The following is a 20,215-nucleotide window of genomic DNA, read 5'->3' as shown; positions in this document are numbered from 1 at the left end:
GAAGGATTCGAACCTTCGAAGGCAGAGCCGTCAGATTTACAGTCTGATCCCTTTGGCCGCTCGGGAACCCCTCCACAAGTGCGAGGCGCATACTAACAGATCTTCCGGTTTTGTGAACCCCCAAGCAGGATTTTTCCATTAAAAGAATTGGATTTGTGGCCGATAACCAGTGAAATCGCCATTTTCGAGAGTTATCTCATGCTGCCCAGTTCAATCCGTAATCACCTGCTCGTCGATGAGGGCCAGTTGGGGCAGCGCCTCAACCGTGACCTGCAGCATGGCGATCGGGCGGATTTCCGGTTGCATCTGGCCCTGCTGACCGATGCGGTGGAGGAGCAGCCCTGGTTTGATGCCAAACCGGCGGCCACTCCCCAGAGCCGTGACTGGCGTCTGCACTTTGACCTGAGACCGGCAGAGGTGCTGGTGGCTGAAGGGGTTGGGAGTGACTGCAGTGCCATCAATGAGCGGTTGCAACAGGGGGGAAGCATGGTGGATGTGCGGCTCTGGCTGGCGCTGCAAACACCGCCGCTGGCGGTCAAACAACCGCTGCTGGATGAGGCTGTCTACGATAACCTGTCGCCGCTGGCGCGGGAGCGGTTGCAAGGAAAGCTGGCCGATATGCCGAGGCAGGAAGATCCGCTGGTATTGCTGCCGATCCTCGACCGTTTGCAAGAGGGGGTGGATACCCGGTTGCACTGGCTCAGTTGATGGCGCCTGTTCACTGGTGTAATGCTGTGCTTGTCGGCAAATCACAGGCAACAAAAAGGCGGGTGACCCCGCCTTTATGCTCTTTGGAATTTTTAGCCTTGCGGCATGCTATCAAGCGTCAGCTTCATCCGGTTGCGGCTGCTCTTTGAGCGCGGCATTGGCACGACGGGCAATTGGCTTTTCGGTGTGACGGTTGAGTTGGCGCTCCAGTTTTTGCCCCAGTTCGTTGATGGCGGCGTAGAGATCCTCATGCTCTGCCTGGGCAAACAGTTTGCCGTTGGGGATGCCAGCACTGGCTTCGACAGTGAACATCAGACGCTCTTTGGAAACAATCACATGGGGTGTGATGAGAGGCACCTGAAGACGTTCGAGCTTTTCAAAACGGGATTCGATGCGCTCGCGGATAGCCGGGGTGATGTCGATGATTTTGCTGGTAATTTCGATTTTCATATTGGCCCCCTTCGGGTCGACTTGCTTGTGTCTTCACCTTCAGATTACTCATTGGTAAAGATTGAAATGTGATCTATGTCACATAACCTTCCCTTGGCTATTCAGCAACTTATAAATTGTGATCTTTTCCGGTTTCGTGCCAAAAACAGCTTGAGCTCCATGAAACTGGCAGGCAGTATGACGGGAATAGGATCGTTTCTGTCCCTTCTTGGCAGCACTTCGTGTCGACCTCATGTCCGGTTTCCACTGCTTGATATCGCATGTTTGTACTCTTCCCTCGCAACCTCTGATCTGATGAGCGGATGCAGGGGGCGTTGCTATGCCTGATTGGACATCAAACGTGGTTGGTTGTTGTGTTGGAGTGGTAAATGAAGCAGCAGGCCACGCAAGTCATGTGGTTTTTCGATCGGCAACATGATCAGTGGAGTCTCTCTGATCAGGGGGCCTACCAGCAGTGGCAAGGGGAGGGCAATCATCCCTGGGCCGCTCGCCTGTTACCGGAAGATGAGGCAGGCTTTGCCGACTTTCTCGTCCGGCTTCATGAATCACATCTGCCTGAACAGTTCATCGGTCATCTGAAAGATGATCAGGGGCAGCTCAACCATGTGCTCTGGAGTGGCCAGTTTGTGCCCACCCAGCAGATCTGCTGTGGCTGGCTGGCCCCTCTTGATACCGCCAACAGTGCGGTCTCCTCTCTCAATCTCTCTTTGCCGTTGCTGCAAACCACCCTGCTCACCCAGTTGGCGCAGGCGCTCTCTGCCCGCACCGGGCTCGATTTCTTCAATACCCTGGTCAGCCAGCTGGCCCATATCCTCAAGGTGGATGCGGTCTGGGTGGGTGAGTTGTGCGGTGCCGACCGGGTCAAAGTGCTGGCCGCCGACGGGCTGGCGCAGAAGGACTATCCGCTGGCGGGCTCCCCCTGTCAGGAGCTCTACAAGCAAGGGGCCATCTGTTTCGAGGTGATCGACGAGTCGCAGGAGTATCAACCCTGGCTGGCGGCCGGGCAGACTTATTATGGTCAGCCGCTGTTTGATGCCAGAGGCCAACTTCTGGGCCATCTGGCGCTGCTCTATTCGGCCCCGGCAGATACCAGCAACCTCACCTCGGTGCTCAATACCTTCTCGGTACGGATGGTGGCCGAGCTGGAGCGCCTGCAATCAGATGCCCAGATGCGCCTCTCTGCCGTTGCATTCGAGACCCACGAAGGGATCATCATTACGGATCCGGGGTTCAAGATCCTGCGGGTCAACAACGCCTTCAGCCAGATCACCGGCTTTGACAGCCAGTCGGTGCTGGGCCTGCATCTGGAAGAGGATCTCTGGCCAAATCTGGGGGGGCTCGGTTACGAGCTCAATACCCTCAGCCGCTGGCAGGGGGAGACCCAGCGTCGCCATGTCGATGGTCACACCTATCCCCAGTGGGAGATAGTGACGCCGGTGCAGGATGAAAAAGGGGTGATCAGCCACTTTGTCATCTGCTTCGAGGATATCTCCGAGCGCAAGGCGGCCGAGCGACGCATTCAGGATCTCGCCTATTACGACGAGCTGACTGGATTGCCCAATCGCCGTCAGCTCCACGAGACTCTGGTGCAGACCTTCAACGAGGCGACCCGCGATGGCTTGATTGGCGCGCTGCTCTTTATCGATCTCGATCACTTCAAGACCATCAACGACTCCCTCGGCCACGCCACCGGTGACTGGCTGCTCAAGGAGGTCGCCGCCCGTCTCAAACGGCTGGTGCGACAGGGGGATTGTCTGGCCCGCCTCGGCGGTGACGAGTTTGTACTGTTGCTGCCATCGCTCTCGGCGAGCCCGCCCCAGGCGGAGATGCAGGCCGATATCATTGCCGAACGGCTTATCACCGAGATTGCCGCGCCTTATACCTATGTGGGGCAGGTGCTGCACATCGGCGCCAGTGTCGGCATTACCCTGTTTCCGGATCGGGAGCAGGGGGTCGATGATCTGCTCAAGCAGGCAGATACCGCCATGTATCAGGCCAAGTCCGCTGGCCGCAAGACCCGTCGCTTCTTCGATGCCTCGATGCAGCAGCAGGCGGATCGCCGTCTGCTCATTCACAACGAATTGCGTAACGCCCTCAGCCAGCAAGAGCTGACCCTCTACTATCAGCCCCAGCATATGGTCGATGGCGGCGATATCATTGGTGTCGAGGCGCTCATTCGCTGGCAGCCGGCCGGTCGCTCGCTGGTCTCGCCGGCCGAGTTTATCCCCATCGCCGAGGAGACGGACCTGATTGTCGATATCGGCAACTGGGTGCTGCACGAGGCGTGTGCCCAGTATGTGCTGTGGGAGGAGAACGGCATCCATATTCCGCAGATCTCGGTCAACGTCAGTGCCAAGCAGTTCCATGCCACCGATTTTGTCGAGCGGATCCACGATGTGTTGGCGCAAACCGGCATGGATCCGGCCTGCCTCAATCTGGAGATCACCGAATCCGTGGTGCTGGGTCATGCCGAGGACACCATCAGCAAGATGACCGAGCTCAAGGAGCTCGGCATCAGCTTTGCCATCGACGATTTTGGCGCCGGTTACTCCTCTCTGAGCTACCTCAAGCGGCTGCCTGCCGATGAGCTCAAGATCGACCGCTCCTTCATTCAGGACATCCCGAAAGATGGCGACAACATGGCCATCGTCGAGGCGGTGATCGCCATGGCGCGACATATGGGGTTCAACGTCACGGCAGAAGGGGTGGAGTCCCGTCAGCAACTGGAGTTTCTCAAGGCGCAGGGGTGCAGTTTCTATCAGGGCTATCTCGCCTCCAAGCCGCTGCCGGTGCCCTATCTGGAGAAATATGTACAGCGTCTGACCAGACCGGAGCAACTGCGCGAAATGCAGCTGAGCGAGTCAGAAAAATAGTCCCTGCTCCCCGCTGTAGCGCTGCCCGGCAACGGGTAGAATGAGAGGCAGTAGACCCACCGCCACCGGGCGGTGTATTGCCCTCAATGGAGATGTTCAGTGAAAGCTGTATGGGGAATTGTTTTGTCGGCGCTGTTTGTGCCGACCCTGATGGCGCAGACTGCCGACCAGACGCTCTACCGTCAGGCGTATGACGCCGTACGGGCCAATGATCAGGCCCGTTTCCAGCAAATTCGTGCCCGTTTGACCCATTACCCCCTGCTCCCTTACCTCGATTACTATCAGCTCGCCTTTCGTCCGGGGGCGGCGGATTACAACGATGTGACCCGCTTTATCCGCCAGCATGGGGATACCCCCCAGTCCAACCGGCTGGAGCGCAGCTATCTGACCTATCTGGCCCAGAGCCAGCAGTGGTCGCAGTTCCTGCGCTTCTATCCGGCCAAGCCGAGCTCCACCGACCTGCTCTGCATGCACTATCAGGCGCTCTATTACACCGGCAAGCCGAAAGAGGCGTTGCAGGGGGCGGGCAAGATCTGGATGAGCGGCCAATCCCGTCCCGATGCCTGCTCCCCGCTGTTCCAGCTGTGGCAGGCATCCGGTCAGCGAACCCAGGAGAAGATCTGGCAGCGGATGACGCTGGCGTTCGAGGCGGAAAACCCCAATCTGATCCGCCACCTTGGCGCGACCCTGGGTAGCGGCTTGCAAAGCTATGGCGATCAGATGGTGACCCTGTTTGAGCAGCCCGCCAAGGCGATGAACCCGGCCTATTTCAGCAGCAATCCCTATTCCCGCAAGCTGCTCTCCCTCGGTTTGACCCGCTATGCCAATCAGGAGCCGGAGTCGGTGCTGCGCCAGCTTGCGCTGTTTCGCAGCCGTTTCGGCCTGACCCAGGCTGAGGTGAAACCGGTAGAGCGTGCCATTGCCCGCCGCCTGCTGCTGGATCGCTCCATTGCCCAGCGCAGCTGGGTCGACAGCACGGTGAAAAAGCTGGCGGATCCCGACATTACCGAGCTGCGGGCGCGACTGGCCATCTGGGAGCAGGATTGGCGTGGCCTCTCCGGCTGGGTGAAGATGATGCCGATGGCCCGTCAGAAAGAGGATCGCTGGCGCTACTGGATGGCGCGCTCCCTTGAAGTGCAGGGGCAGCAAAAACCGGCGCGGGATCTCTATCTGGAGACTGCCAACCTGCGTGGTTTCTACGGTTTCATGGCGGCCCAGCGCACCGGTGTGCCCTATCGCATCAAGAACCAGAGCGTCAAGCATGTACCGGACTGGCGCACTGCCAGTCAGCGCTGGCCCTTCCTGTTGCGGGTGCGCGAGCTGCTGTCGATGAACGAGATTGCGGCGGCCCGCTCGGAGTGGATCCACAACATGGATCGCAATCCGGTGGCCCAGCGCATCGAGTTTGGTCATATCGCCCTCAATCAGGGCTGGCACGAGCTGGCCATTCTCGCCAGCATTCGCGCCGAAGCGTGGGATGCCCTCGACCTGCGCTTCCCGCTGCCGCTCAAGCGCACCTTCTCCCAGATGGCGCAAGAGCGTACCATGAACACCAGTTTGCTCTACGCCATCTCCCGTCAGGAGAGTGCTCTCTATCCGCTGGCCCAGTCGCCGGTGGGGGCGCGCGGTCTGATGCAACTGATGCCTGCTACTGCCAAAGAGACTGCCGGCAAGCTGGGGGTGCCCTATCGCAACGAGCAGCAACTGTTTGATCCGACGATGAATATTCGTCTGGGGAGCGCCTATCTCAAGCGCTTGCTGGATGTCTATGATGGCAACCGGATCCTGGCGGCCGCCGCCTACAACGCCGGGCCGGGACGGGTAAAACGCTGGCGAGAGCAGAGTGACAACAAGCCGATGGACGTGTGGGTCGAGAGCATCCCCTACAAGGAGACCCGCAACTACGTGCAAAACGTGTTGTCGTTCGATCTCATTTATCAGCACAAGCTGCAGCAGCCGCTGCGCTTCATGTCAGAGCGGGAGCTCAATCACGCCTATTGAGTCGGGGGCCGCCAGCCGGCCCCTGTTTTCAAATTTCCCTGCTGCCGGGTATCATCGGGTAAGGTTTTGTTACCAAAGGAAACATGCCTGGTGACCTGGCTCCGGGAATTGCATCAGGCCGCAGGGTATACTCGGGCGTCGGCACCGACAGGTTCCCCCACAATAAAGGAATGGATAGTGGCAACGATTAAAGACGTTTCTCAGCTGGCAAATGTGTCTATCTCCACCGTGTCGCGGGTTATCAACAACACGGCACAGGTAGCACCGGAAAAGCGTGAGGCCGTACTGGCGGCCATGAAGGAACTGAATTTTCGACCCAACAGTTTTGCCCAGGCACTGGTCAGCAAGCGTTCCAACTGCATTGGCGTGCTGGTTGGCGACCTCTGCGGCGGCCCCTTCTTTGCCCAGATGATGCGTGGCATCGAAACCATGGTCGATCAGGCCAACAAGTTCACCATCGTCATGTCTGGCAACCACGATATCGCACGCGAGCGTCACGCCATTCAGGCGCTGCTGCAGCGCCAGTGCGATGCGCTGATCCTCCACAGCAAGGCGCTTCCGGACGAGGAGCTGAGCGAGCTGGCGGCGGGTACCACTCCCATCGTGTTTATCAACCGTCAGGTGCCGGGCTTTGAGGATCGCTGCGTCTGGCTCGATAACCAGGCGGGGATCACCACCGCGTGCCAGCACTTGCTGGATGCCGGTCATCGCAACATCGCCTTTATCACCTCCGATGATGAAGAGTTTGTCGATGGTCAGCAGCGGATGGCCGGTTACACCCAAACTCTGGCGAGAGCCGGGATCGCCTTTGATCCTGCTCTCGTCAGCCGCGCCTATGCCGACGAAAATGGCGGATATGTGGCGATGAGTGAACTGCTGGCCCGTGGTGTCGAGTTCACGGCCGTGCTCGGTTTCAACGATGGCATGGTGGCGGGGGCGATCTCTTGCCTGCTGGAGCGGGGTTACAAGATCCCGCAGCAGGTATCGGTGGTGGGGTTCGACGATATCCCCTACGCCCGCTACATCTATCCCAAGCTCACCACGGTGCGCTACCCCATCGAGGAGATGGGCAGCCGCGCAGCCGAGCTGGCACTGCGTCTGCTCGATCACAAGCCGGTGGACGGCCTGGCGCTCAAGTTTGAAGCCCAGCTGGTGGAGCGTGAGTCAGTCGCCTGATGTGCGTCAAACAGTGAACAACAAGGTGGCCCCATCGGGGCCACACTCTTTTCTGCGTTGTCTCTCTAATCCGCTATTTATCCCGCCAGGGCGATCCGCTGTTGACGGCGCGCCTCCACCCCTTCTGCCACCATATCGAGCAGTTGCCTTGTCTGTTCCCAGCCGATGCAGCTATCGGTGATCGACTGGCCGTAGCGTAGCGGTTTGCTGCCGATATCCTGATGCCCTTCGCAGATAAAACTTTCCACCATGATGGCGGCGATGGCATGGCTACCAGCACCCAGCTGGTCGGCAATGTCACGGGCAACCAGCAGCTGGCGGGCATGCTGCTTCTGGCTGTTGCCGTGGCTGCAATCGATCATCAGCCGGAGTGACAGATGATGCTGGCGCAGCAAGTCGCCAGCCTCTGCCACATGACAGCTCTGATAGTTGGGCTGGCGGCCACCGCGCAGGATCAGGTGGCAGTCGGGGTTGCCATGGCTGCGCACCAGTGCCAGCTGGCCATCACCGGAAGGCTGGGTATAGAGGTGGGCCGCTCGGCTGGCGAGGATCGCCTCTACCGCGATCCGGATATTGCCGTCGGTGCCGTTTTTAAAACCGATGGGGCAGGGGAGGGCGGAGGCCAGTTGGCGGTGGAGCTGGGATTCGGTGGTGCGGGCGCCAATGGCACCCCAGCTGATGAGATCGCCCAGATAGAGCATGCTGGTGAGATCGAGAAATTCGGTGGCACAGGCGAGCCCTTCCTGTCCAAGTGCCAACAGTAACTCCCGAGCCTGGGTTAGTCCCTTTTCCAGTTGATCGCTGCCATCGAGGTCGGGATCGAAGATAAATCCTTTCCAGCCGAGCGTCGTGCGCGGCTTTTCGAAATAGGTGCGCATCACCAGTTGCAGCTGCTCCCCGTATTGGCCCTGCAGTTCAGCGAGCCGGCCACCATAGTCGCGGGCGGCTGCCGGATCGTGAATGGAGCAGGGGCCGATCACCAGCAGCAGGCGATCATCCTCTCCCTGCAGAATATGGCGGGCTTGCTGGCGGCTGCGAGCGATCTGGCGAGCGAGCCGTGCCGGACAGGGTCTGGCCTTTAACATCTCGTCAGGGGTGGGCAGGGTGGCAAGGGGTGAAGCATTCAGAAGTGAGGTGAACATGAGCGATCCTGATGAAAATGGAAATCTGCATGCTCTTTGCTGTCCAGTGGGGATCTTCCCCTTATTTTCTTGGTTAACAGAGCGCGGGCATGGGCCCGCGCTCTGTTATATCGACCTTGGCTACCTTAGAAGCGGGCTGAGCCGCTGACGTAGTAGCTGCGACCCGGTTCGACGTTCTGGAAGACAGTATCTTTCTCTTGCAGGCGCACGTCGGTCAGGTTGTTGATCCCCAGTCGCAGGTCAAAGTTCTCGGTGACCTTGAAGCCGGTACCGAGATCGAAGGTCTGATAGCTGGGCAGCTTGTGCAGTACGACAACCTTGTTGACGGTCTGCTCGGCAAACTGGGTGCCGGTGTAGGTGGTGCCAACGAAGGCATTGACCCGCTCGGTGGCCTGCCAGGTGATCTTGGCATTGGCCTTGTGCTCCGGCCGCTCGGGCAGTGCCTGACCCTGATCGCCTTCCGCCTTGAGGTAGGTGTAGTTGGCGCCAAGGTTGATATTGTCGGTCAGATCGAGCTTGCCGGTCAGCTCCAGCCCCTTGGTGGTGGCTTTCTCCAGGTTGTACCAGGTGCGGTCAGTGGAGTTCGGCAACTGCTTGAAGGTGAGCATGTCGTCGATGTCGGAGTAGAAGAGGGTAGCGCTGGTTTCCCAGATCCCTTCTCCTGCGATGACACCCAGCTCGTAGTTGGTGCTGGTTTCCGGCTTGACCTTGTCGCTGCCATAGATGCGGCAGCTGCCGCCGCAGCTCTCGATGCTGTAGCCGTTGGAGTACTGGTGTGGTGCCGGAGCCTTGAAGGCTTGGCTGACCCCGCCCTTGACGGTCACCACATCGTTCATCTCATAGACCAGATAGCCGCGCGGGGTGAAGTGGCTGCCGTAGATCTCGTGGTGATCGTAACGGCCGCCCAGCGTGAAGGTCAGGCTGTCGGTCAGGCCAATTTCGTCCTGAGCGAACAGCGCCTCCTGAGAGTGACTCTCCTTGCCGCCGATATCCTTGTAGCTCACCGCATCCACCAGCTCCCGATCCAGATATTCACCACCCAGGGTCAGGTAGTGGTTGGCCAGCGCCAGGTTGGTGTAGCCCTTGAGGGTCAAGGTGTTCTCTTCCAGTTCGCGCTGCTGCGGGGCCGAGTAGCTGGTATTGAAATCATCGATCTGGGAGCTTTCATAGTTGGCCATGACGGTGGTGTCACCCCAGCTCCAGTTCCCCTTGTGGGTCAGACCAAACAGGTTGCGATCGTTTTGCTGCTGGCGGCTGTGCACCTTGTTGCCGGTTTTACGGAAGATATCGAGAGGCCGCTCATCCTGGTTGTAGAGGTAATCCAGCTCGAAGCGCTGCTGCTCATCCACCAGCCAGCTGAGGGTGGAGGCGAAGTTGCGGGTCTGTTTGGCTTCGATAAGGGGGATGCCGTCAGCAGCTTCGGTGGGGGTCCAGGCTTGACGGTCATACACCTCGCCGTTCATCCGGATCAGCAGGTTGTCGGTCAGCGGGCCGGTAAAGCCCAGGTTGGTTCTGTGCTGATCGCCGCCATCCTTGCCCTCGATGGCTTTGAAGTCGGCATCGGCCGCCCCTTGCCAGGTTTTGCCCGGCTGCTTGGTGATGATGTTGATGACACCACCGATGGCATCGGAGCCATAAAGTGCCGACATGGGGCCACGGATCACCTCGACCCGCTGGATCATGCCAAGGGGCACGGGAGTGTTGTCGAAGTTGCCGCCGCGCCACAGGGCATTGGAGGAGGAGAGGCGTTTGCCATCCACCAGTACCAGGGTGTACTTGCCGGACATGCCGCGAATACCGATATCGCTGCGGCCATTGGTGTCAGCTTCAGCCTGAATGCCCACTTCGTGGCGCAGCAGGTCGGCAAGGTCATTGACGGGCGCTGCGGCGATCTGTTCGGCCGTGATGACAGAGATAGAGGCCGGTGCCGAGCGGGTATTGTGCGCCGTGGTGGTGACGGTGATCACTTCATCGGCTTGAGGGGCGTTGCTGGCGGCGATCGCTTGCTGGGTCAGCAGGGTGACGATGGTAGTGGCCAGCAGGCTGGGAGCAATAAAACGGGAGGTTGAGGATTTCATTATTTACATCTTCCATAATATACAAATGATAAGCGTTATCATTATCAAGTTGAATTTGCTCCGATCGCAACTCTTTTTTATCGGCGAAGCTCAGTTTCGTTCGTCACCCGCTTTTGACTAAAAAGAAGTTAATGAAATTGATTCTCATTTGTATTGATCGTTTTTTCGCTCCTTGTTAGGATGCCGTTCACCCTGATATATGGTGAGTCAAATGACTCACTTTAAGTCGTGTCAGGCAGTGATTCATTCCAAGGAGTAGCACCGTCATGTGTGACCATGCACTGGAAGGAGAGTGGCCCGCCACAGCGGCCGGGCTGGATAAAGTGTGCTGTTTTGCAAGCGGTGACAGGGTATTGGTCGCCTCCGGTATCCACGACAGTTATACCGGCATCCCACCGGAGAAGCTGCTCGCCCATCTGCGTCAGTTGCGCCAGCAGGGGATGGCCAATCCCATCGCCATCGGCGCCATTCCGTTTGATACCCAATCCCCCTGGCATCTGGTGATCCCGGCGCAATCGCAGTGGGTCGCAAGGGATGCGATGTTACCCGCCCGCTGTTGTCAGCTCCATGGCGAGGTGAGTGAAGTGACCGGCTCTGCCCACTATCAGGGGGCTGTGCGGGCGGCACTGCAGCAGTTCAGTGAGGGCCAGCTTGAGAAGGTGGTGCTGTCACGCGCCATCGACGTGCGGAGCGCAGAGCAGACCTCCCCCGCACACGCCTTTGGCTCTCTGCTGGCCCAGAATCCGGGCGCCTATGTGTTCCAGATCCCGCTGCCGGATGGAGAGACCCTGCTTGGCGCCAGCCCCGAGCTGCTGGTATCGCGCAGCGAGATGGCGGTGGTGAGCAATCCACTGGCGGGCTCCCGTCCGCGCCACGCGTTTTCCGATCAACAGGCAGCCAGTGCCGAGCTGCTGGGGGCCCAGAAGGATCGCTATGAACATGCGCTGGTGGCCGATACGGTCGCTGCGGCCCTCGCTCCCTTCTGCCGCGAGCTGGATGTCCCCTTAGAGCCGCAGGTGATCGCCACTCCTACCATGTGGCACCTCTCGACCCGCATCGCCGGGCGGCTCCATGAGCCCTCTCCCGTGCTGGCTCTGGCGCTGGCGCTGCACCCGACGCCGGCGGTGTGCGGTACGCCGCTCTCGGCAGCACGTCAGGCCATCGCCCGGCTCGAGGGGTACGATCGTCGCTTCTATTGTGGCGCAGTCGGCTGGATGGATGCCGATGGCAATGGCGAGTGGGTGGTCACCATCCGCTGTGGCGTGCTGGCCGGCAAGCAGCTGCGGCTCTATGCCGGTGCCGGGGTGGTGGTGGGCTCCTCGCCGGAAGCAGAGTGGCAAGAGACCGCTGCCAAACTCGGCACCATGCTGCGGGCGTTTGGCCTCGAGAGCCGGGAGCCGGAGGTAACTGCATGAAGCCGCTGGTGCCCTTTACCCCCTGGCCCGCCGAGCTGGCGGCCCACTACCGGGCGCAAGGGTGGTGGCGCGGACAACCGCTCACCACCCTGCTCGATGACTCTGCCGAACGTTATCCCGAGCGCACGGCTCTGATCTGCGGTGAACGCACGCTCAGTTATGGCCAGTTAAAGCGTGAGGTCGATGCACTGGCGGCGCGGCTGGCCGCGCGCGGGTTGGGCCATGGCGATACCGCGCTGGTGCAGTTGCCCAACTGCGCCGAGTTCTATATCTGCTGGTTTGCCCTGATCCGCTGCGGCGTGGTGGCGGTGCATGCCCTCTACAGCCATCAGCGGCGCGAGCTGGTGGCCTTTGGCCGCCAGATTGAGCCCGCCTTGCTGGTACTCAGCCCCTCCCATCCCGGCTTTGCCGGTGCAGCGGGGAGCCTCGCGGACCTTGATGAGCTGGTATCTCCCTCCTGCCAGACACTGCTGTTCGAGCAGGCAGAAGGCTCCGATCTTCAGTCTGGATTTGCATGGTGTCAGCCTGAAACCGTGGCTCGTGCCGAGGGTTCGCCTCTGACGGCTATCGCGCCAACTCCTACCCCGGCCGATCAAGTCGCTTTTTTCCAGCTCTCCGGCGGCAGCACCGGCACCCCCAAACTGATCCCCCGTACCCACGATGACTATGGCTACAGCGTGCACCAGAGCGTAGCGGTGTGCGGTTGGGATGAGCGGGTGATCTATCTATGCGCTCTGCCAGCGCCCCACAACTTTCCCCTGAGCTCCCCCGGCGCACTCGGGGTGTTTTATGCCGGTGGCTGCGTGGTGTTGGCAAAGGATCCCTCTGCAGCAACCTGTCTGCCGCTGGTGCAGCGCCATCAGGTCAACTGGGCGGCACTGGTGCCACCGGCTCTGGCGCTCTGGCTGGAGGTGGCCAGCCACTATCCGCAGACCTCTCTGGAGTGTGTGCAGGTGGGCGGTGCGCGCCTCAGCCCAGCTCATGCCGATGCGGTAGCGAGCCGCCTTGGTTGCCGCTTGCAGCAGGTGTTTGGCATGGCCGAGGGGCTGGTCAACTACACCCGCACCGAGGATGACCAGTGGCACATCGTCAATACCCAGGGCCGCCCGATGAGCCCGGGCGACGAGGTCGAGGTGCGGGATAGCGACGGACGCCCCTTGCCCGATGGCGAGTGCGGCGAGCTCTGGACGCGTGGCCCCTACACCTTTCGCGGCTACTTCAAGGCTGATGCCCACAATCAGCGGGCTTTTGATCGGGACGGTTTCTACTGCACCGGCGATCTGGTCTGCCGCTTGCCCGGCGGCCATCTGATGGTGGTGGGGCGCAACAAGGATCAGATCAACCGGGGCGGGGAGAAGATCGACGCCCTCGAGATTGAAGAGCTGTTGCTGACCCACCCGGAAGTGCGGCAGGCGGCGCTGGTCGCCATGCCTGATCCCATGCTCGGGGAGCGCAGCTGCGCCTTTTTGATGTGCCGCGAGCCCCTCAATCTGCCTCGCTTGCGCCGTTTCCTGCGCGAGCAGGGGGTGGCCGATTACAAACTGCCCGATCGCCTGGTGCTGGTGGAGCAACTGCCCCACACCCCGGTCGGCAAGATAGACAAACAGACGCTGCGCGAGCAGCTCGCCAAGGAGTGTGCATGACCATTCAATCCCTCGCCGCCTATCCGCTGCCCACTGCTGAGGAACTGCCCAGCGGGCGGGTGAACTGGCCTTTCGAACCGGGCCGGGCTGCCTTGCTGGTCCACGATATGCAGCACTATTTCGTCGACTTCTACGGGCCGGACAATCCGCTGATCAATCAGGTTATCGACCATATCGCCACCCTGATCCGTCAGGCGCGTATTCTTGGCATGCCGGTAGTCTATACCGCCCAGCCCGCCGAGCAGAGTCAGGCCGACCGGGCGCTGCTCAACGACATGTGGGGGCCGGGGTTGACCCGAGCGCCGGAGCGCCAACCCATCGTTTCGGCGCTGGCCCCCGAGCCGCAGGATACGGTGCTGACCAAGTGGCGCTACAGCGCTTTTTGCCGCTCACCGCTGGCCGAGCTGATGGCCGAATGGGGGCGAGATCAGCTGGTGATCTGCGGCATCTACGGCCATATCGGGGTGATGCAGACGGCGGTCGATGCCTTTATGCGCGATATCCGCCCCTTCCTGGTGGCAGATGCCATCGCCGACTTCTCCCGCGAGGATCATCTGCTGGCGCTCTCCTATGTCAGCCGCAATGCCGGTCGGGTGATTACCGTGGCCGAGGTGATGGCGGCCAGCAAACGCCCCCTGACTCGGGAGTCGCTGCGTGCTGAGGTGTTGGCGCGGCTGCCCGCCGAGATGCAGCATGAGCAGCCCACCGAGGATGACAACCTGCTCGACTACGGTCTCGACTCGCTGGCGGTGATGGGGCTGGTGGAAGAGTGGCGTCAGCAGGGGCTGGTGGTGGAGCTGGCCGAGCTGGCCCGCACGCCGACCCTGGCCCATTGGTGGGCGCTCCTCTCCCGTCAGCTGAATGTCAGTCAGGACACGGCTTATCAGGTCAACGAAGAGCACGTCAGCGAACCGGAGTGCACCCCATGAGCGAGTGGCAAGGCAGAACCGTCTGGGTAACCGGTGCAGCGCAGGGAATTGGCCATGCGGTTGCGCGTACCTTTGCCGAGGCGGGGGCCAGCGTGGTGGCGTTCGATCTGCAACTGGCCGAGGCGCTGCCCGGCAACGTGAAGGGAGTGGTGATCGATGTCAGCGACAGCGAGGCCGTGACCCGCTGCTGCGAACAGCTGCTGGACGAGGGGCTGGGGCCCGATGTGCTGGTCAATGTCGCTGGCGTACTGGCGACCGGCAGGCTCGATGAGGTGGATGACGCCCTCTTGCAGCGCACCTTCGCCATCAACACCTTCGCCCCCTTCTACCTGATGCGGGCCCTGACTCCCTGGTTCCAGGGGCGGCGCAGGGGCGCCATCGTCAATGTCTCCTCCAATGCCGGTCGGGTACCGCGAGTGGGGATGGGCATCTATGGTGCCTCCAAGGCGGCGCTGACCAGCCTCACCCAAACGGCAGGGCTGGAACTCGCGCCCTATGGGGTGCGCTGCAATCTGGTGTCGCCGGGCTCGACCCGGACCCCGATGCTGTACGGCATTTGGCAGGAGGGGGAGGCGGCGCAGCAGGAAGGAGAGCTGCGTACCATCGCGGGCCTGCCCGGGCAGTTCAAGCTGGGGATCCCCCTTGGCAAATTGGGAACACCCGACGAGGTGGCTGCCTGCGTGCTGTTTCTCGCCTCCGATGCCGCCAGCCATATCACCTTGCAGGATCTGGTGGTCGATGGCGGTGCCACCCTGGGGGTCTGATCTTCGCCCTGCCGGTGTGGAGGGTACGACTCTCTCTTTATGGAGGAGGCCTGGCCTCCTCGCTTTTCAGCCATGCGGGCAGGGGCAAGTCACTGCCCGCTCGATGTTTGCGCAAGGACATTCCCATGGAACAGACAATGGCGATGCGCGCCACCCACCAGCGTGGTGAGCAGCCGCGCTGGCCACTTACCACCGCTCAGGCGGGCATCTGGTTTGCCCAGCAAAAATACCCGCAGAGCCCCGCCTGCAATACCGGCGAGTACTGGCTGCTGGAGGGGGCGCTGGCTCCCCATCACTTCACCCGTGCGGTGCGCCAGACCATCGACGAGATCCCCGGTCTGCACTGCGCTTTTGTGGCCACTGCCGATGGCCCGCAGATGGTGGCCAACCCCGCCTGCTGGCAACTGACCGAGCGGGATCTGCGCAGCGAAGCCGATCCACTCGCGGCCGCGCAGGCCGAGATGCGTGCGCAGCTGGCCGTTCCCTTCAATCTGGCCGGGGGGCCGCTGTTTGCCACTACCCTCTATCGCCTTGGTGAGGAGCGGTGGGCCTGGTTTATTGCCGTGCACCATATCGCCATCGACGGCTTTGGCCTGAGCCTGCTCTGCCAGCGGGTGGCGAGCTGGTATGAGGCGCTTTGCGCCGGTGAGCTGCCAGCCCCCTGCCGCCATGCATCCCAGCAGGAGTTGCTGGCTGAAGAGGCGGCCTATCAGGATTCGCCGCGTGCCGCGCGGGATCGCGATTTCTTCGTGCAGCAGCTGGCCGGGGTGGAGAACCCGGCATCGTTCTCCCGCCGTCCAGCGCAAGGGCCGGGCTCCACATATCGTCTTGAGCAGCGGCTTGCTGGCCGCCAGTGGCAGGCATTGGTGGCACGGGCGAGTCGTTCGGCCTGTCACCCCTACAGCCTGCTGCTGGCGGCGGTGGCCAGCTATGTGCAGCGGATGAGCGGCGCTGGCGAGGTGGTGCTGGGTATTCCGCTGATGGGGCGGCTGGGCTCAGCGGCGGCCGATACCCCCTGCATGAAGGTCAATGTGGTGCCCCTGCGTATCGAGCTGAGCGGCAACAGCCGGGTAGGGGCGTTGCTGGCACAGGTCGAGCGGCAATTTGCCGCCCTGCGCCGTCATCAGGGCTGCCGTCAGGAGTGGTTGCAACAGCGTCAGCCGGGCCAGCCGCTGTTTGGCCCTCAGGTCAATTTGATGCCCTTTGCCCGCACCCTCAGCGTTGGTGAAGGGCACAACCAGGTTCGTGGCGAGGTGCAGGTGCTGGCGGCGGGGCCGGTGGAGGAGTGCGCCTTCTACTTTGCCGAGGAGGCAGGCGCTATGACCCTGACCCTCGAAGCACATCAGGGACGCTTCAGCCAACAGGAGAGTGAACGTCATCTGGCCCGGCTGCTGGCCTATCTGGCCGCCTGGAGTGAGGCGGATGACGAGGTGGAGGCAGTGCGTTTGCCGCTGTTGCTGCCTTGCGAGCAGGCTGAGCTGGTACGCTGGAACCAGACCGACTATCCGTTGCCGACTACCACTCTGAGCGCACTGCTGGCCGAGGGGCTGGCGGCGGCAGATCAGAGCGCCATCGCGCTGGAGTGTGGCGCCGAGCGCTGGAGTGTGGCCGAGCTGCGCCAGCGAACCCGCCAGCTGGCCAGCTATCTGGCGGGGAGGGGCGTGGGCCCCGGTTGCCGGGTGGCTGTGGTGATCCCGCGTTCTCCCGAGCTTATTCTCGCCCAGCAGGCCATCATGGCGGTGGGGGCCGTCTATGTACCCGTGGATCCGGACTATCCGGCGGAGCGGATCGGCTACATTCTCGCCAGCAGCGATCCCGCGCTGGTGTTGACCAGTCGTACGCTTCAGATGCTGCCCGACGTGGCCGCGCCACTTGTCTGCCTCGATGCCCCCGGTGTGGCAGAGCAGCTGGCGACGATAGACGTGGCGGCGATAACACCTTGTGAGCTGCCAGCCCCCAAACCGGAAGATGCGGCCTACATCATCTACACCTCCGGTTCGACCGGTCGGCCCAAAGGGGTAGTGGTGAGCCATGGCGCCATCGTCAACCGGCTGCTCTGGATGCAGCACATGTATCCCATCGGCCCGGCGGATCGGGTGCTGCAAAAGACCCCGGCCGGTTTCGATGTCTCCATCTGGGAGTTCTTCTGGCCCTTTATGACAGGTGCGCGACTGGTGCTCGCCAAACCGGGTGGCCACAAGGATCCCGCCTACCTTGCCGAGCTGATTGAGCAGGCCGGGATCACCACCTTGCACTTTGTCCCCTCCATGTTGCAGATCTTCGTCGCACAAGCCGAGCCTGCGCGTTGCCGCGCCCTGCGCCAGGTCTTCTGCTCCGGCGAGGCGCTGCCCGCGGATCTGGTGCAGCGCTGGTATGGGACATTCTCAGCTCCCCTGCACAACCTCTATGGCCCGACCGAGGCGGCGGTGGATGTCACCTGGTATCCCTGCCGGGCAGACGAGGCGGTGACCAGCGTGCCCATCGGCTATCCGGTCTGGAATACCAGCATCCACATTCTCGACCCCTGGTTGCAGCCGGTGCCCCCCGGTGTGGCGGGGGAGCTCTGGATCGGCGGCGTGCAGGTGGCGGAGGGCTACTTTGGCCAGCCCGAGCTCACCGCCGAGCGCTTTATTGCCAACCCCTTCGGAGCGGGACGGCTCTATCGCAGCGGCGATCTGGCCGCTTGGCGCGAGGATGGCGCCATCGAGTATCTGGGGCGCCTCGATTTTCAGGTGAAGATCCGTGGCCAGCGCATCGAACTGGAGGAGATCGAACAGGTGCTGCTGCGCCATCCCCGGGTGGCGCAGGCGGTGGTGCTGGCCCCCGAATTTGCCCCCGGCGATCGTCGTCTGGTGGCCTATGTGGTGGCCGCAGATAGCAGAGATCTGACGCTGGCCGAGCTTACACCTGCCCTTGGCGCTGCCTTGCCTGACTACATGGTGCCGGGGCTCCTGGTAAACCTGGCCGAACTGCCGCTTACCCCCAATGGCAAGCTTGATCGCAAGGGATTGCCGCTGCCCGATATGGCATCGGCAGTGGGTCAGTCGCTGCCGAAAACCCTGCTGGAGGAGCGGCTCTGTCGCCTCTTCGCCGAGATACTGGGGCTGACGCGGGTCGGCGCCGACGATAACTTCTTTGCCCTTGGCGGCCACTCCCTGCTGGCGGCGCAGTTGGTGGTGCGCATTGAAGAGTCGACCGGACAGACTCTCACCTTGGCCAGTCTGTTCGAAGCGCCGAGCCCAGCCCAGCTGGCGCGCCGTCTTGGCGGCGAACGGGAGGCCATGCCCATGCTGTTGCCCCTGCGAGCGTCCGGTGCGCAGTCGGGCGCATCAGGCCCCACTCTCTTTTGTGTCCACCCCGCAGGGGGGCTCGGCTGGTGTTATGCGCCACTGGTGCCCCATCTGCCGACCGACATGGCCGTCTATGCCCTGCAGGCGCGGGCGCTCTGTCAGCCGGATGCGCCACTGCCCGCCAGTTTCGACGAGCTGGCGCTCGATTATGTGACCGAGCTACGTCGTCAACAGAGCGAGGGGCCCTACTGGCTGCTCGGCTGGTCGCTCGGGGGCATGCTGGTGCACCGGATGGCCGCCATGCTGCAAGAGCAGGGACAAGAGGTGGCCATGGTGCTGCTGCTCGATGCCTACCCCTGTCAGCAGTGGCAGACCCAGCCGTTGCCCGACGAGCAGCGGATGCTCGATGCGCTGCTGCGGATGGGGGGGATTGCGGTTGCGGACGAGGCGCTGGATTCCCTCACCCGTGACGCGGTGGTGGCCCGACTGGGGGCAGAGGGGAGTGCGTTGGCCATGCTCGACGAGCAGGTGGTGAGCGCCATGATTGAGCTGGTTGGCCACAACAACCGGCTGATCCGTGAGCCAGTCGACTACTGCTACCACGGGGAGGTGATCTTTATCGAAGCGTCAGCCTCCCGCCAGCCCTGGCTGGATGGACGTGGCTGGGAGCCACTGACAAAAGGGGACATCCGCTATGAGCGCTTCCCCTGCCTGCATCAGGAGATGGTGCATCCCGACTGGCTGGCAAAGATCGGCGCTTTTATTTGTGAGCGGGTCGATGGGGTCGGGCAACAACCGCACATCCGGCAGGAGGGTGACGCATGACCTCGGTTGCCGCCATCCGGGAAGCCTTGCAGGCGGGCAAGCTGGTGGGGCTGGGAGAGCCGCATTGGCACCCGGATTTTATCCGGCGCCAGCACGCCTGGCTCTGCGATCCTGCGCTCTGGGGAGTCATGAACGATCTGGTGCTGGAGTGCGGCAACCGCCGCCATCAAGGCTTGCTCGATGCCTGGTTGGCGGGGGAGGATAGCTGGCAGGGTGAGCCGCTGACGCTGGCACGGCTCTATCCGGTCTGGCTCGACTCCTGCGCCTTTCCCGCCTGGATGGCCCCCGAGTTTCCGGCTCTCTTTTCCGCTCTGCGCCAGAGCAATCTGGCGCGCCCTAAACATATGCGGCTGCGGGTGCATCTCTGCGAGCCCTTATTCGAGTGGCAGGAGATGAGCCCGGAGCGATGGCAGCAGCACAACAGGGGGCGGGATCAGGCGCTGGCCGACTATCTTCTTGCACTTCCCCCCCACGGAGTGGTGGTGCTGGCGGGGGCGCGTCATCTGCTCAAAGCCGCAGGGGATCCCCACTTTGCGCAGCCGACGCTGGGCCAGTTGCTGGAGGCCGCACGGCCGGGTTGGCTGCAGGTGCTTCACCCTTGGCCAATGGCTGCTGGAAAGGGAGATGAGGAAGAGGAGCGAGTGTGCGAGCTGGCCGGGATCGCGACTGCCGACCTCTATCCCCACTGGCCGGCGCATCCGCCGCTGGAGACCCTCATCGATCGGTTGGTGCGCGTGGCTGACCGGGGACGGGAGATGCGAATTTGCCCCACCTTGCTCGCCGAGCCCTGGCGCAGTCGCTTGTTGAGTCGCGCTCACTTGCTGCCAGTTGGCATGGCCCGCCAGCTGCAACAGTGGCTGGCGTAACTGCTGGTTGGTGTAACCGCTGACTTGAGTAACAGAAGGGGGAGCAAGGCTCCCC

At 62.0% G+C, this 20,215-nt stretch carries 13 protein-coding genes; 10 read left to right on the top strand and 3 right to left on the bottom strand.

Annotated features, from left to right (window positions below):
- Positions 1-198 precede the first annotated feature (198 nt).
- Positions 199-708 carry a VC2046/SO_2500 family protein gene (locus OKC43_RS06425; protein ID WP_100654827.1) on the top strand — a complete coding sequence of 170 codons (510 nt, stop codon included), beginning with the start codon at positions 199-201 and terminating at the stop codon, positions 706-708.
- A 111-nt stretch (positions 709-819) separates the two neighbouring features.
- Here the strand turns inward: OKC43_RS06425 and hpf are convergent, their stop codons facing one another.
- Complete coding sequence (hpf, locus tag OKC43_RS06420) at positions 820-1,158, bottom strand: ribosome hibernation-promoting factor, HPF/YfiA family (protein ID WP_005334257.1); 339 nt, start codon at positions 1,156-1,158, stop codon at positions 820-822.
- A 368-nt stretch (positions 1,159-1,526) separates the two neighbouring features.
- On the opposite strand from hpf, the gene OKC43_RS06415 reads away from it, so the two are divergent.
- From OKC43_RS06415 to OKC43_RS06405, 3 genes are all read left to right on the top strand, one after another.
- Positions 1,527-4,031 (top strand): putative bifunctional diguanylate cyclase/phosphodiesterase, encoded by a 2,505-nt coding sequence (locus tag OKC43_RS06415; RefSeq protein ID WP_021231088.1) that lies wholly within the window; start codon positions 1,527-1,529, stop codon positions 4,029-4,031.
- A 99-nt stretch (positions 4,032-4,130) separates the two neighbouring features.
- Complete coding sequence (locus OKC43_RS06410; protein ID WP_040066126.1) at positions 4,131-6,032, top strand: transglycosylase SLT domain-containing protein; 1,902 nt, start codon at positions 4,131-4,133, stop codon at positions 6,030-6,032.
- Positions 6,033-6,209: 177 nt separating this feature from the next.
- Entirely contained in the window at positions 6,210-7,208 is a 999-nt protein-coding gene (locus tag OKC43_RS06405; RefSeq protein WP_227094893.1) for a LacI family DNA-binding transcriptional regulator, read from the top strand.
- Positions 7,209-7,285: 77 nt separating this feature from the next.
- On the opposite strand, the gene OKC43_RS06400 is transcribed toward OKC43_RS06405, so the two are convergent.
- The gene (locus OKC43_RS06400) at positions 7,286-8,350 is read right to left on the bottom strand and encodes a 3-deoxy-7-phosphoheptulonate synthase (protein WP_270658337.1); all 1,065 of its coding nucleotides are present in this window, start codon (positions 8,348-8,350) and stop codon (positions 7,286-7,288) included.
- Positions 8,351-8,475: 125 nt separating this feature from the next.
- A complete protein-coding gene (locus OKC43_RS06395) occupies positions 8,476-10,428 on the bottom strand; it encodes a TonB-dependent receptor domain-containing protein (protein ID WP_150388806.1) in 1,953 nt (650 codons plus the stop codon).
- A gap of 266 nt (positions 10,429-10,694) precedes the next feature.
- On the opposite strand from OKC43_RS06395, the gene OKC43_RS06390 reads away from it, so the two are divergent.
- The 6 genes from OKC43_RS06390 to OKC43_RS06365 all read left to right on the top strand — a co-directional run bounded on the left by OKC43_RS06390 (position 10,695) and on the right by OKC43_RS06365 (position 20,160).
- Positions 10,695-11,843 (top strand): isochorismate synthase, encoded by a 1,149-nt coding sequence (locus tag OKC43_RS06390; protein ID WP_270658338.1) that lies wholly within the window; start codon positions 10,695-10,697, stop codon positions 11,841-11,843.
- The gene (locus OKC43_RS06385) at positions 11,840-13,486 is read left to right on the top strand and encodes a (2,3-dihydroxybenzoyl)adenylate synthase (RefSeq protein WP_270658339.1); all 1,647 of its coding nucleotides are present in this window, start codon (positions 11,840-11,842) and stop codon (positions 13,484-13,486) included. Before OKC43_RS06390 ends, OKC43_RS06385 begins: the two co-directional genes overlap by 4 nt.
- Positions 13,483-14,415 carry an isochorismatase family protein gene (locus OKC43_RS06380; RefSeq protein WP_270658340.1) on the top strand — a complete coding sequence of 311 codons (933 nt, stop codon included), beginning with the start codon at positions 13,483-13,485 and terminating at the stop codon, positions 14,413-14,415. Before OKC43_RS06385 ends, OKC43_RS06380 begins: the two co-directional genes overlap by 4 nt.
- Positions 14,412-15,179 carry a 2,3-dihydro-2,3-dihydroxybenzoate dehydrogenase gene (gene dhbA / locus OKC43_RS06375; RefSeq protein ID WP_270658341.1) on the top strand — a complete coding sequence of 256 codons (768 nt, stop codon included), beginning with the start codon at positions 14,412-14,414 and terminating at the stop codon, positions 15,177-15,179. The genes OKC43_RS06380 and dhbA overlap by 4 nt, the downstream gene beginning before the upstream one ends.
- A gap of 125 nt (positions 15,180-15,304) precedes the next feature.
- A complete protein-coding gene (locus OKC43_RS06370; RefSeq protein ID WP_270658342.1) occupies positions 15,305-19,294 on the top strand; it encodes an amino acid adenylation domain-containing protein in 3,990 nt (1,329 codons plus the stop codon).
- Positions 19,291-20,160: a hypothetical protein gene (locus OKC43_RS06365; protein WP_270658343.1), complete on the top strand. Its 870-nt coding sequence runs from the start codon at positions 19,291-19,293 to the stop codon at positions 20,158-20,160. The genes OKC43_RS06370 and OKC43_RS06365 overlap by 4 nt, the downstream gene beginning before the upstream one ends.
- The last annotated feature ends 55 nt before the right edge of the window (positions 20,161-20,215 follow it).

This window comes from Aeromonas sp. Y289-2 (genome assembly GCF_027705925.1).
In the GTDB taxonomy this organism is placed as follows: Bacteria; Pseudomonadota; Gammaproteobacteria; order Enterobacterales; family Aeromonadaceae; genus Aeromonas; species Aeromonas veronii.
The sequence above is the reverse complement of the archived record's forward strand: the minus strand, read 5'-3'. Positions and strand labels throughout refer to the sequence as shown.